Annotated in this window: 9 protein-coding genes; 7 read left to right on the top strand and 2 right to left on the bottom strand. The window is 60.5% G+C overall.

The window, feature by feature from the left end; genetic code table 11:
• Window positions 1-34 precede the first annotated feature (34 nt).
• Genes ASD73_RS22220 through ASD73_RS07010 form a run of 4 tightly spaced genes read left to right on the top strand, consistent with a single transcriptional unit; the run spans window position 35 to window position 3,215 of the window.
• A complete protein-coding gene (locus ASD73_RS22220; protein WP_082521421.1) occupies window positions 35-934 on the top strand; it encodes an Eco29kI family restriction endonuclease in 900 nt (299 codons plus the stop codon).
• A 41-nt stretch (window positions 935-975) separates the two neighbouring features.
• Window positions 976-1,398, top strand: a complete 423-nt coding sequence (locus ASD73_RS07020) for a very short patch repair endonuclease (protein WP_056370977.1) — start codon at window positions 976-978, stop codon at window positions 1,396-1,398.
• Complete coding sequence (locus tag ASD73_RS07015; RefSeq protein WP_056370975.1) at window positions 1,395-2,573, top strand: DNA cytosine methyltransferase; 1,179 nt, start codon at window positions 1,395-1,397, stop codon at window positions 2,571-2,573. The genes ASD73_RS07020 and ASD73_RS07015 overlap by 4 nt, the downstream gene beginning before the upstream one ends.
• Window positions 2,574-3,215, top strand: a complete 642-nt coding sequence (locus ASD73_RS07010) for an Eco29kI family restriction endonuclease (RefSeq protein WP_056370974.1) — start codon at window positions 2,574-2,576, stop codon at window positions 3,213-3,215. It begins immediately after the preceding gene.
• On the opposite strand, the gene ASD73_RS07005 is transcribed toward ASD73_RS07010, so the two are convergent.
• Window positions 3,212-5,344, bottom strand: coding sequence for a Z1 domain-containing protein (locus tag ASD73_RS07005; RefSeq protein WP_056370972.1), 2,133 nt, complete (start codon window positions 5,342-5,344; stop codon window positions 3,212-3,214). The two genes, ASD73_RS07010 and ASD73_RS07005, sit on opposite strands and share 4 nt — an antisense overlap.
• A 521-nt stretch (window positions 5,345-5,865) precedes the next feature.
• Here ASD73_RS07005 and ASD73_RS07000 point away from each other — a divergent pair.
• The 3 genes from ASD73_RS07000 to ASD73_RS06990 are packed head-to-tail and all read left to right on the top strand — an operon-like array spanning window position 5,866 to window position 10,327.
• Window positions 5,866-7,371, top strand: a complete 1,506-nt coding sequence (locus ASD73_RS07000) for an SIR2 family protein (RefSeq protein ID WP_056370969.1) — start codon at window positions 5,866-5,868, stop codon at window positions 7,369-7,371.
• Window positions 7,368-7,916: a hypothetical protein gene (locus ASD73_RS06995; protein WP_056370967.1), complete on the top strand. Its 549-nt coding sequence runs from the start codon at window positions 7,368-7,370 to the stop codon at window positions 7,914-7,916. The genes ASD73_RS07000 and ASD73_RS06995 overlap by 4 nt, the downstream gene beginning before the upstream one ends.
• Before the next feature lie 5 nt (window positions 7,917-7,921).
• On the top strand, window positions 7,922-10,327 hold the full coding sequence (locus ASD73_RS06990; RefSeq protein WP_056370966.1) for an AAA family ATPase: 2,406 nt from the start codon (window positions 7,922-7,924) through the stop codon (window positions 10,325-10,327).
• A gap of 653 nt (window positions 10,328-10,980) precedes the next feature.
• On the opposite strand, the gene guaA is transcribed toward ASD73_RS06990, so the two are convergent.
• Window positions 10,981-12,567 (bottom strand): glutamine-hydrolyzing GMP synthase, encoded by a 1,587-nt coding sequence (guaA, locus tag ASD73_RS06985; RefSeq protein WP_056370965.1) that lies wholly within the window; start codon window positions 12,565-12,567, stop codon window positions 10,981-10,983.
• Between the last annotated feature and the right edge of the window lie 170 nt (window positions 12,568-12,737).

Raw genomic sequence — 12,737 nt, 5'->3', positions numbered from 1 at the left:
CACCGCCTCGACTGTGAAGAATTACTGATCGGCCATGGAGCTCAATCCGTGCGTCATGGGGCTGCTCGCCGTCTGGCCCAATCGTGAAATACATATCCGCCTGATATCGCTTTGGCGGCCCGAGGAAAAGCGTCCGTCATCTAGGCATCCGCTCGGATCGCGCCCATTCTGGCATGCGTGGCTCCATGGAGATTCAGCGACCAGACTTGCCCAACGTGGTGTCGGCGCGATATCGCGCCCGTCGATGCCGAGAAACTCGAGTCCCGTTGACCCGTTCGATCCACTTGCGGTGGAGAATGTCGGCGTGACTCTCGCGATCGAACTAATGGAGCAGCCACTTCACTCGGTCCCTCCGCAAACGAGATTTGGCGGAGCCGGCGTATATGCGCTCTACTACGGCGGTGACCTTGAGGCCTACGCTCCGCTTGTCGCGCTCGACAAGGCTGAAGGCGGATGGTGGATTCCTATTTATGTTGGTCGGGCATTGCGTGAAAATGCGCGGAAGGGTTTCACCACACGACCGGTGACCGAGGATTCGCTGCACGAACGCATCAAAAAGCACGCCCGCTCGATCGCGCAAACTGAGAATCTGAATCTGGCTGATTTTCGCTGCCGCTTCCTGGTGCTGAACGACGCCTATATCAGCCTCGCCGAAAGTGTGATGATCGCGACTTTTCGTCCTCTCTGGAATGGAATGGGGCTCGGAAGCAATCAGACGGGCGGTCCCCGCATGGCTGGCCAGGCATCGCAATGGGATTCGCTTCACCCCGGCCGGAAGGGCCGACCGGCCGGCACACCCGAGAGCCGGGCGCTCGCGGCCGAGGCGGTCACGAATATTATCGCGAGTCTGGGCGACCCTCGCGATGATCCAAGAACCGAGGCCATGATCGAGAAAATTCGGCGCCGGGGTCCAGGAAATCCACTATCCGGCTGATCTGGCGTTGAACGGCATTCGTGTGCGAGCGTTGACCAAATATGGTTGATACACTCACTCGCGCCGAGCGCGGCGCGCGCATGGCCTTGGTCAAGGGGCGGGATACCAAACCCGAGATGATCGTTCGGCGATTATTGCACGCGATGGGCTATCGCTACCGCCTTCACGCGAAAGACCTTCCCGGAAAGCCGGACATCGTGTTTCGCGGACGCAAGAAGGCCATCTTCGTCCATGGCTGTTTTTGGCATCGTCATCCGGCTCATGGGTGCCGCCTCGCGCGTCTCCCCAAGAGCCGTCTCGATTTCTGGGAGCCCAAGCTTGACGCGAACCGGAGGCGGGACGAGACGAATGTCTTGGCGCTGGAAAAAATGGGGTGGGATGTGTTCGTATTGTGGGAATGCGAGTTGCGCGACCGTGAACAATTGGGCAACAAGCTATCCGAATTCGTTGGGGAGTCACCATGAACGCGATTGAACTTTTTGCCGGTGCCGGCGGCCTTGGGCTTGGGGTGGCGCGCGCGGGATTCAAGACGCTCGACGTCGTCGAATGGGACCGATGGTGCTGTGACACAATTCGCCAGAACAGGGCACGCAAGGCCGCCGGAATGGAATATTGGCCAGAGCCGCGCGAAGGCGACATTCGCCAGTTTTCCTTCGATCAGTTCGAGGGCAAGGTGCAACTCGTCACCGGCGGCCCACCCTGCCAGCCGTTTTCGCTCGGCGGACGGCACCGCGCGCAACAAGATCATCGCGACATGTGGTCCGAGGCGGTACGCGTCGTGCGTGAAACTCAGCCGACAGCCTTCATCTTCGAGAACGTGAAGGGTCTCACGCGCGCGACGTTCGAGACCTATTTCACTTACATCTATTTGCAGCTCTCCTATCCGGAAATCGCTATTCGCGACGAAGAGAGCTGGCTCGATCACCGCGCGCGCCTCGAACAGCATCATAGCTCAAAGGGCAGCTCGGCGCTGTCGTACCAAGTGATGCCGCCCAAGGTGCTCAATGCCGCGAACTTTGGCGTGCCGCAAAAGCGGGAGCGTGTCTTCTTTGTCGGTTTTCGTGCCGATACCGGCATCCAATGGTCGTGGCCGCGCGAGACACATTCGCGCGAGGCGATGATATGGGATCAGACTCATGGCGACTATTGGGATCGACACAAGGTCGCTAAGCGGGACCGCGCGACTGAACCTCGGCCATCGCCGTTTGCTCGCGACGTGCGGCCTGAGGGCGAGGCCTGGAAGACGACGCGCGACGCGCTGGTGGGATTGCCTGACCCTGAGCTCGCGCCCGGCGCGCGGTCGAAGTTCACCGATCATCGGTATCAGCCTGGCGCGCGCAGCTATCCTGGACACACGGGTAGTCCCCTCGATGAACCGGCGAAGACACTGAAGGCAGGTGTCCATGGCGTACCCGGTGGAGAGAATATGCTACGACGTCCCGATGGATCCGTGCGCTATTTCACGATCCGCGAGAGCGCGCGGCTCCAGACGTTTCCGGACGAAATGCTCTTCCATGGCTCATGGAGCGAGACGATGCGACAGCTCGGGAACGCGGTGCCGGTTGATCTTGCGCACACGGTGGCGGACTCGGTCGCCGGGCATTTAAAGGCCATGGAAGCGCGCACGGGCAACGCCTAAATGACCGACGTCTATAATCCGCTCGACAAAATCAATCTCGGTAAGTCGGTTGCGGAAGCCCTGCTTGACTGCCCGGCGCGACCGCTAGGCTCGATAGAGCCGTTCGAGGGTGCCGGGATATACGTCCTCTATTATGCTGGCCCGCATCCGGCATATGCTCCCATCGCGGCGGCGAATGCGGACGCCGCGCGCTGGCCGATATACATTGGTAAGGCCATCCCATCGGGCGGGCGCAAGGGCGCGAGCCTCACCGCGAGTGCGCGAGGGGCGGCCCTTTACAAGCGGCTGGCCGATCATCGCGACAGCATTCGAGAAGTCGAACTGGGTTCGGGGTCGCTTGCCGTCGCCGATTTTCAAGTACGTCATCTAGCCGTCGACGATATCTGGATTCCGCTCGGTGAAAGCCTGCTCATCGCGCAATTTCGGCCGGTATGGAACATCGCTCTCGATGGCTTCGGAAATCACGACCCGGGCAAGGGCCGCTACAGCGGACTACGCCCGCTGTGGGATCATCTCCATCCCGGTCGTCCTTGGGCCGATCGGTGCGCGCCGCGCGAGGAATCGCTCGAGGAGGTGCGCGGGCGGATCGCCGATTTCATCGACGCGCACCCCTTCGACGACGGTGAAAGCGCCGAGAGCTAGGCGGCGACCTTCGCCGCGAACACGCACGACGCCGCCTGCGCGGGACTCGCGAGCATCGGCCACCAGAACGGACCTGCTTTCCAGCCAAGGGCGGGGCCGCCCTCTTGCCTGAGGAGAACGATCGCTGGCGCGTTGCGGTCTGGCATTGTTACCAGTGCGCGCAACTCCGGGGTACCGAGAATCGAGAGGCCCGATCGATCCCCTGATCTCGCGCGGTCGAGCCTGCGCCCAGTTTCCGCGAGGACGAGTACCGAGCCGTTACTCTTCTCCGCGTAGTAGCGCAGCAGGCTCTTCATCGCCTTCCAGTCAAACGTGTCATCTTCCGGAAGAACCAGTGTCGGCGCGATGGCATCGATCAACGCGAGAGCGGTGTCGAGGCCGATGTCGACAAAGGTCTTGCTGTCCGTGGCGACCGCGGGAACGAGCGCGTCGACCTGCTTCATTTCGCGCGTCAAATAGGTAGCTGCGATCGTGTCGAAGCCCGTTGGCAGCAATACGCCATTCGGGCGGACCGCGACGACGTCGCTCATCGTTATTTTGCTTGGCGCGCACGGGACGAAGCCCGCCGCTGCGTCGCTCTGGATAAACACGACGCCACTGTCATGCGCCCCACTTTCGAAGGCCTCGCGGAGCGCGACTTCAAGCGCGTGGATCTTGGACAGGCGTTTGTGAACGCCCGCCGAGGTGTAGAAGCGCGTGACCGCGAGATCATCTCGCGGTCTTGCTCCATACATGCGCGAATGCTGGAGCACCGTGTCAGCCTGCATGCGTTTGGGATTGCGACCGTAGTAGAAGGCAATGAGGTGCGGCACCGTAATGCCGCGATCCAATATGCTGCCGCCGATGAAAATATTGGCCTTTGCGCGCAGCTTCAACTCGGCCGTTTCCTGATCAAGCAGAGGCTCGAGTTGAGTGTCGGAATTCACCCGCTGCGCATGAAGTTCGCCATCGGCGATTAGTTGGCAAACGTCGGCGAAGGCCTCATCGGCGCTTGGCATAGGGCCTTCGTTGGCGAGCACGGAGCGCGAAATATCGGCATAAGCTTCGTCAAACACCGCGCGAAGCCGCGCGTCATTGTCTTCGACCGCCACCTCAAACGCGGCGATAAGCCGCTGAACGATTTCCCACTGCCAGTCATGCGCGGCGCGCTGGGTGTCGTTATGAATGATCATCGCGTATTTAAGTGGGCGCTGCTCGAGCATTTGCTGTTGCCGGCGGCGCACCGCGACCGCTAACAGGAAGCTGAGTAGGCTTCGACGCAGGATCTTGACGTTCTCACTGGTCCAAAGGCGATCGTCGCGAATGGTTCGGCCGTCAATCGAACGCAGCGCGTCATGCTCGCGATCATCGACCGGAACGTGCAAATAGTAGCAAGGGTCATCCGCGCCGCATCCTCCAAAATAGGACTCGCCGCCGACATATCGGTCATGGATCGGCAGCAACTCGGTGAAGGCCGGCCGCTTCGGAAAGAAAAGCTCTTTCGCCTGCGACGCCTGCTCGTAGTTTTCGGGCTGAAGATACAGAGCGTATGGTGTCGCGGTCACCTGCAGAAAGGAAATACTTGGGAGCGTGTCGCGAAGCGTGTCCATTTGCGACGCGATCCGGCCTTGGTCATATTCACCCTCGCCCTTTTTCTTAGTGAAGCGAACGCTTGCCATGTCGGCTTCGTCGTCGACGAGGATAACGTTTCGACCCTTGAGCTCCGGATACTGCTCGTCAAAAAAATCCTGGACGCGATCGAGGTTATGGACCTGCTTTTTCGCGACAATAATTATTTTGCGCCGCAACTCCGATTTGGTCAGTCGCTCCGGCGCGCTCATGATGTCAAAAAGGACAATCTCGTCCTCGTCGATAAACTCCTTGAAATCGCTGCCAATGCGTTTGACCGTCTGGCTTGCGAGCGTCTTAGTCCCCTTCGTGAGCACGATGGCTATGTCAAAGTCTCGGTCAAAGGCACGCGCGATGATGCCTAGGAATGCTCGCGTCTTTCCCGACTGGATCTTGCCCAGCAACATGCCGGGCCGAGCGGGATCATCCGCAGTCTGGAGCTGGTCGACAACCGTCTCAACGCAATGCTGAAGCGCTTCATCGTCACCGCGCGTGTCGCGGAGTCGTGAATAAAAACCCATAGAATCCCCCCATCGTGGAGGGGCGGGCGCCGCCTCCAAGAATCTCTTCGAGACGGATTAGTCGCAAACATCGCGCGCTTGAATATGCAATCGCAGAAATACATTCAGTTCGGACCAAAATGCCGGTTTGCAAACGGCCTGCTCGCGATCGGCTGGTTCGCCGCCTCGGCCTAAAGGTTTAGATGAGATGCGGGCGCCGCACCGCCAATGTCGCTCCAAAGCAACTGGATCAACCGCCAAATTCCCTTTAGGGTCGCAATTTCGGCACGCGCCAATTACATTGAATGTCGATTAACGGCTAACACCATGCGGGGGCATGGTCATTGGGGGGATATTTGCCGACTGCGGGGGAAATCACGGTTTCTGAGACGCTGATGCTCCTCGAGACAAGTTCTCCAGGGCTCGCAGAAGGTGTAGCACGCGGTCTTTACGCGCTGTGGCTAGGTTCCGGTATTTCGCTTGAACGTGTTGTCGGTGTCCCTGCTGTAATCGGCCGAGTCATCGAATATCTGCGATCGCGCATGGACCCAGCGGACAATGGCTGTCGCTACAAGATTGCGCTCGACCAAGTTATCACGCAGTTGTCGCCTCCCGAGCGCCAGCTTTTGCATCTCGATCAGCCGGTCGAGGATTGGCCGGCAAACGACCGACTGACCGTCACCTGCCGTCTGGCTGGCTTCTATTCCGAAGTACTCGAGACCCAGCTCGACGGTGAAGCCGATGCGGATTTTTTGCTCTGGCAGGCCGTGGACGTGCCGGGCAGCTTCACAGGCGACGATCCCGACGCAGAGCATCTTTGCATCGTAATGTTGACGCTCGAGGGCGCGTTTCGCGACATCTCTTCGGCCAACTGGGACTATCTGATAGAAGCCGCAGAGCGCGAACTCGCCGGCACCGTTGGGTCACAAATTGATGTCTGCATCCGTGCCGGTGATTTCCAGGGTGCCGGCGGCCGCGCGAAGCTGCTCAAATATCACGGCTGCGCCGTTAAGGCGGTGGCGGAGCCTGACATCTATCGCCCGTTGCTGATCGCCCGAACCCCGCAAATTCAGGGCTACCGACTCAACGCCGCCTACAACGTCATGCGCGGGCATCTGGTTACGCTCGTCCAGCAACGCCGCACCTTGATGATCGGCTTCTCTGCACAGGATAATGATGTTCAGGAGATTTTCGTCGAGGGCGCTCAGCACAGCAATTGGGACTGGAACGCGGCAATGAAGGCCTTCATCTTCGCTGAAGAGGACCTGAAGCAGGGCCAGAAGGGCGTGCTTACCAGTGCCTATGGCGAACCGAACTATCATGCGAACCGCGTCGCGATCGAAGCGGACGCACGTGTGCGTGCGTTCGCCAAACCGCTGCTGATCGCGCTGCTGTTGAATGTGCTCGAACTAAAGGTGGCCGCACTCACGGAACTCGGTTTACCGGCGGGATGGCTCGCCGATCAGAAGGTCGCGATCGCGTCCGGACTGCGGCAGTTGCGCGATGGAGCAGCAGCGACCGCCGCAGATCCGCTCGCTTTCGTCCGCCGAGTGATCAGCGCGCTCAACCACGGCCAGGATCTCTTTCAGCATGGGAACAGTGATCATGGGCGCTATTTGCCGATCAGCCGCGACTCGCTTCAGCAAATCGGTGGGGTGAGTGCAGCAACCGGACTTCGTCAGGCATCAGTCGCACTGGCGCTGCTAGGCCACGGAGCGGAAGCCGGGGATTGGGGGATCAGTAACGACACCGCCGGTAACACGCCCATGAGGCTGGACCAAGAAGGCAAGACAACTCGCGTGTTCCTCGCCGCCAATGACTATGTCGCTTCCAGCATGGTACAGAACGGGCATGTTGATCCCGACTCCGACGATACGGTGGTACTGCTCAGCGCTTCTGCGAGGCAACGCAACGCGCGCTTCCCTGGGGGCAAATATGGCCGTGACGGCAAGGTCAACCTGCGAGAGATCTGCATGTCCTCAGTGATCGAGGATGCCACAGACGCGGCCGATCTGCTTGAGTCCTTCAAGCGGAGCGCAAGTCTGTGACTCCGCTCGACCGCGTAATCGATTTACTCAAGACCAAGGGCTTCCGGGACGCCCAGCAGCCGTTCGGCATCGGCTCGGCCACCTTCAAATTCGACGCCGTCCTCACCGCCGACAAGACCCTCAACCTTGTCATCCTGCAAGACACCACGGTCGGCTCCATCGAGCGTCTGCGCCGCGAACTGCTTGCGTTCGGACGGTCGCTCGATGTTTTGGGCTCCCGCCGTACCCTGACACTCGTACTGGTCGGTCAGCGGATCGATGCCGATGTCGCCGAAAGCCTGTCGCAGGTTTGCCGTTTACTTACAGTCAGCGCCACCTCCGATGACGCCCAACTTCGCGACAGTCTTGCCGTGCTGTTGCCGCTCGAATTGCCCACAACCATTGAGCTCCAGGGCGACTGGGGCAGCGAGGTGCGCAAGCGCCTGCCCGCCAACACCACTCGGGTCGCCGCGACGTACCTCGCCGCCGCCGAGCAGGGCGAGGCCGGGGTCCGCCACGAATTGCGCCGCCGAATCGATCGTGCCCTGTCGGACGGTCTGTCATGAGTGGGATGCTCACCGAACTGGTCGTAACCAATTTCCGCAGCATTCGCGGGACTATCTCTGTCCCGCTCGACGCTCCGATCGTACTTATTCACGGTCCGAACGGCGCCGGCAAAACGAGCATCGCTACCGCGCTAGAGATCGCTCTAACTGGCGATGTTGCCGCGCTGCGCCGAAGCGACGATAATGTGCAGGCGCACCTCGTCAACCGCCACGCCGAGGTGGCAGAGATAAGCCTCAAAGTGTCCGGAGGCTTGCGGCCTGAGACGAGCATCTCGGTACGCAAGGGCGTCATCGACGGTCGGCCGCTGCTCGGGCGGGATCATGAAACCTTCTATTCAGATCGCTGCTACCTGTCGCAATCGACTCTCGGGCGCCTGCTCGACATCTATCAGTCGCCTGCTTCGCGCGATCCTACCAACACGCCACTCACGAACTTCGTAAAGAGCCTGCTGGGCCTCGACCAGCTCGAGTCCTTGATCGACGGTCTGCATGCCGCCGGCGATAAGCGCCGGATGGCAAAACTCAGCAGCGATTTCGACCGGGCAGACAATCTTCAGGGCCGTCTCGAAGGTGAGCTGCACGAGGTTACCGCGCTCGACAAGCGCGAGGCTGCAGAAATCGCGGAACTGCAGGATCAGCTCGCGCCGCTTCGTGTATCGCTCGAGCTTCCGGACGATCTGGTCGCCGCCGCTAATCTGCTCGCGGTCGTCGACAGTAGTGAAGCGTTGGCGCGGGAGGTGGCGCGGGTGAACAGCGTCGTCAGCCTGCAGCATCAATGGTCGCAGCTCGCGACCGATGACGATGCTTTGAGCATTGCCGCACTTGAGCGTGCTGAAGCGGAAGCAGCCGACGCGCTGACGCGACATCGCCAAGGTCCGGGCAAGCGGCTCGCAGACGCCATTACCACGCTGCGGCCGATCTTTCCCGATGTTCCCGACCCCGACCAGAATGATCCGGAAGAAGCGCGTAACGCGGCACTCGCGCTCGTCATTCGCGAGATCGCTAGGCTAGAAGGACTGGTGGCCACATCCGCGACTTCGACCCAGGCGCTTACTGCCACCGATCAGCAACTGCGGCAGCATCGCGCCCGGCTAACGGTATTGGATACGCAGGTCGAGCACGTCGCCGGAGACACCGCGGGTTTGGGTCAGGCGCTCGCCGCGCTACTACCCCATATCCATGACGACACTTGCCCAGTCTGCCACCGCGACTTCAGCGAAGTCCCCGGAGCCAATCTGAAGACGCATGTCACGGAGGAGATTGCGCGGCTCGTCGGCAGGTCCGAGCGGCTTAACGAACTCATCACCGAACGCAAGCAGGTGCAGGATCAGATCGCGCAAGCCGAGCGCGCACGTAGCGCCGACCAAGCTCGCGCCCTGCCCCAGACCGATCTCACCGGCCATCAGCAGCGGCTTGCGACCTTGCGTACGGCCAGACCCGAACTTGCCGAACTGGCTGGGGCAGCGGGGCAAGGGAAGGAGCTTCGTGATATCCATGCCGCAGCCGCTAGCCGGACCGGTCAGGCCCGGTTCCGCGATTCGACCGGCGGCGAAATCCGCGCGGCGCTTACGAATCTAGCGGTCACAATCGGCGCGATCGATGTCACCGACGCCGAACCCACACAGGACGTGCTCGTGCGCTTGCTGACCGCAGTAGAGGCTGCTCGCGACACTGCTAGGAAGCAGGCCGAAGATCGCCAGTCCGCAGCGCAAATCATTCTCGATATTCAGTCCCGGCAGCTTGAAAAGACACGGCGCGACGCGGAGAATGTCGACCGCAGGCAGCGGCTCGAGCGGCTGACGGCAGCCCAGCGTGTCGTGCGCACCGAACGCGAGATGGCCAACCGCCTGCGCGTTGCCGCTAACGAGGCGCGGACCGCGATCGTCGGCCGGGTGTTCAACGACCGGCTCAATATGATCTGGCGCGATCTCTTCGTCCGGCTCGCGCCCAACGAGCCCTTTGTACCTGCATTCGTCTTGCCATCGAAGGATGGCGATCCAATTTCTGCCCTGTTGGAAACCGTGCATCGGGAAGGCGGCACATATGGCCGTCCTGGCGCTATGCTGAGCGCGGGCAACCTCAACACCGCCGCACTGACCCTGTTCCTGGCCCTCCACCTGTCGGTCAATCCCGACCTGCCATGGCTGGTGTTGGATGACCCTGTTCAGTCGATGGACGAACTACATGTCGCACAGTTCGCCGCATTGTTGCGAACGCTGGCGAAGCGCGAAGATCGCCAGATCATTATCGCGATCCACGAACGGCAACTGTTCGATTATCTGACGCTCGAATTAAGTCCGGCCTTTCCTGGCGACAAGCTCATTACTGTCGAGATCAGCAAGTCGCCCGAAGGCTCGACCGAATATTCGACAAACGTGCTTGGTTTCGAGCCCGACCGATTGGTAGCTTGAGCCCGCCGATTTTGCTTGCGGCGGAAGCGGAAAACGGCCTCGCCAGTTTTTTTGACGATTGAGGTCGGGATGATCGAAGCTCTGCATCGTCCTGCACGGTGAACGAATAAGCTGTCGGTCGACAATGCTTTATACCTATAGATGGTCTGACGGTATCAAATGTCCCAACAAGTAATCGATTGTACAGCCGAGTTGCCAGTGACAAGCGACAAGTTTCGACCGCGTGATTCCCTTCGGAACGCCCCTCATGTGAGGGCTGTTCGCCTTACAAGCGTGGCGAGGGAACGGCAGCTATATCCTTATGCTGCCGAAAACCTGCCGGTCCGTAATCGGCCAATGACGGTCAATTAGCGAGAAGTCCATTCGGGCGACAGTCGTGATTGCCGAAATAGACAATTTTATCAGGTGCTTAGTTTCAACAAAAACACCGTCAGGGGAGTCCGTGCTGCCCGATCCGATACTTTGACGGAAAATCGGGCCCAAAACACCGTCAAAAACACCGTCAAATTGTATCGCTATGAATTCGGCATTTGACTTGATAGACGTAGATTTCAACGAGTTAGGTCTCGTTGATGATGTGGAATTTATGATTTCCGGTGTGGTTCGTAAATATCTGTAAATAAACGATAATTTGCAGAAAATTCACGATTCTTTCATTCCCACTCGATCGTGCCCGGCGGTTTCGACGTATAGTCGTACACCACGCGGTTGATGCCCTGCACCTCGTTGATGATGCGCGTCGCGCAGCGGCTGAGGAAACTCGCGTCGAACGGATAGATGTCCGCCGTCATACCGTCGGTCGAGGTCACGGCGCGGAGCGCGCAGACATGGTCGTAAGTACGCCCGTCGCCCATCACGCCGACAGTCTTGACGGGCAGCAGCACCGCGAACGCCTGCCAGATCGCATCATAGAGCCCCGCATTGCGGATCTCTTCCAGATAGACGGCATCGGCCTTGCGGAGGATGTCGCAGCGTTCCTTTGACACTTCGCCCGGAATGCGGATCGCGAGGCCGGGGCCGGGGAAGGGATGGCGGCCGACGAAAATGTCGGGAAGGCCGAGTTCCTTGCCGAGGAGGCGCACTTCGTCCTTGAACAGCTCGCGCAGCGGTTCGACGAGCTTCATGTTCATGCGCTCGGGAAGGCCGCCGACATTGTGGTGGCTCTTGATCGTGACACTCGGACCGCCAGTGAAGCTAACGCTTTCAATCACGTCGGGATAAAGTGTCCCCTGTGCGAGGAAATCGGCGCCGCCGATCTTCTTCGCTTCTTCCTCGAACACGTTGATGAATTCGCCGCCGATGAACTTTCGTTTCTTTTCGGGGTCGGTGACGCCGGCAAGGCCGCTCATGAAGCGTTCCTCGGCGTCGACGACGACGAGCGGGATATTGTAATGGTCGCGGAACAGCCGCTCGACCTGCTCGCGCTCGTTCATGCGCAGCAGACCGTGGTCGACAAAGACGCAGGTGAGCTGCTCGCCGATCGCCTCGTGGATCAGCACCGCGGCGACCGCGCTGTCGACGCCGCCAGACAGGCCGCACAGCACGCGCTGGTCGCCGACCTGCGCGCGGATTTCGGCAATTTTCGTCGCGCGGAATTCGGCCATCGTCCATTCGCCGCTGCAGCCGCAGACGTGGCGGACGAAATTAGCGATCAGCTTGGCGCCATCGGGCGTGTGAACGACCTCGGGGTGGAACTGCGTGCCGTAATAGCGGCGCTCGTCATCGGCGATGAGCGCGAAGGGCGCGCCGTCGCTGATTGCGACGATGCGGAAGCCCGGGGCGAATTTGGTCACGCGGTCGCCGTGGCTCATCCACACCTGATGGCGCTCGCCGACCTCCCACAGGCCGTCGAACAGCACGCAGGGCTCGGTAACGGTCAGGAAGGCGCGGCCGAATTCGCCGTCGCGTTCGCCATCGGTGCCGCCGGGTTCGACCTGTCCGCCAAGTTGCTGGCTCATCACCTGCTGCCCATAACAGATGCCGAGGATCGGCAGGCCGCTGTCGAAGATCGATTGCGGTGCGCGGGGGCTCCCCGCCGCGGGGACCGATGCGGGCGAGCCTGACAAGATCACGCCCTTCGGCTTCATTCGTTCGAGCGCGGCCTCGGCAGCGCTGAACGGGACGATCTCGCTATACACGCCGGCTTCGCGGACGCGGCGGGCGATGAGCTGGGTCACCTGGCTGCCGAAATCGACGATCAGGATGGATTCGGGCGGAGCGGAAGAGTCTGGAGTCGGCATGGGTGGCCGATAAGGGCGAAGGTCCATGCTGTCCAGCGGTCGATATGGATCATCGGTCGAACCGGCATAGCCTCGACACATTGTTGCGACAATTGCGCGACATAAATGAACCGCGAGCAAAGCGCGGCGTCAGCGGGCGTTAAGCGCTCTCATGCGAAGAAAAAACGAAG

Origin of the sequence: Sphingopyxis sp. Root154 (assembly GCF_001427105.1) — a bacterium.
GTDB lineage: Bacteria > Pseudomonadota > Alphaproteobacteria > Sphingomonadales > Sphingomonadaceae > Sphingopyxis.
Note: the sequence above shows the minus strand (reverse complement) of the source record. Positions and strands in the feature narration are given on the sequence as shown.

What these genes read in the sequence shown, in the direction of transcription:
- ASD73_RS22220 (WP_082521421.1), top strand. Translation starts at nt 35, where the DNA reads ATGGAGCTCAATCCGTGCGTCATGGGGCTGCTCGCCGTCTGGCCCAAT.
- ASD73_RS07020 (WP_056370977.1), top strand. Translation starts at nt 976, where the DNA reads ATGGTTGATACACTCACTCGCGCCGAGCGCGGCGCGCGCATGGCCTTG.
- ASD73_RS07015 (WP_056370975.1), top strand. Translation starts at nt 1,395, where the DNA reads ATGAACGCGATTGAACTTTTTGCCGGTGCCGGCGGCCTTGGGCTTGGG.
- ASD73_RS07010 (WP_056370974.1), top strand. Translation starts at nt 2,574, where the DNA reads ATGACCGACGTCTATAATCCGCTCGACAAAATCAATCTCGGTAAGTCG.
- ASD73_RS07005 (WP_056370972.1), bottom strand. Translation starts at nt 5,344, where the DNA reads ATGGGTTTTTATTCACGACTCCGCGACACGCGCGGTGACGATGAAGCG.
- ASD73_RS07000 (WP_056370969.1), top strand. Translation starts at nt 5,866, where the DNA reads ATGGACCCAGCGGACAATGGCTGTCGCTACAAGATTGCGCTCGACCAA.
- ASD73_RS06990 (WP_056370966.1), top strand. Translation starts at nt 7,922, where the DNA reads ATGCTCACCGAACTGGTCGTAACCAATTTCCGCAGCATTCGCGGGACT.
- guaA (WP_056370965.1), bottom strand. Translation starts at nt 12,567, where the DNA reads ATGCCGACTCCAGACTCTTCCGCTCCGCCCGAATCCATCCTGATCGTC.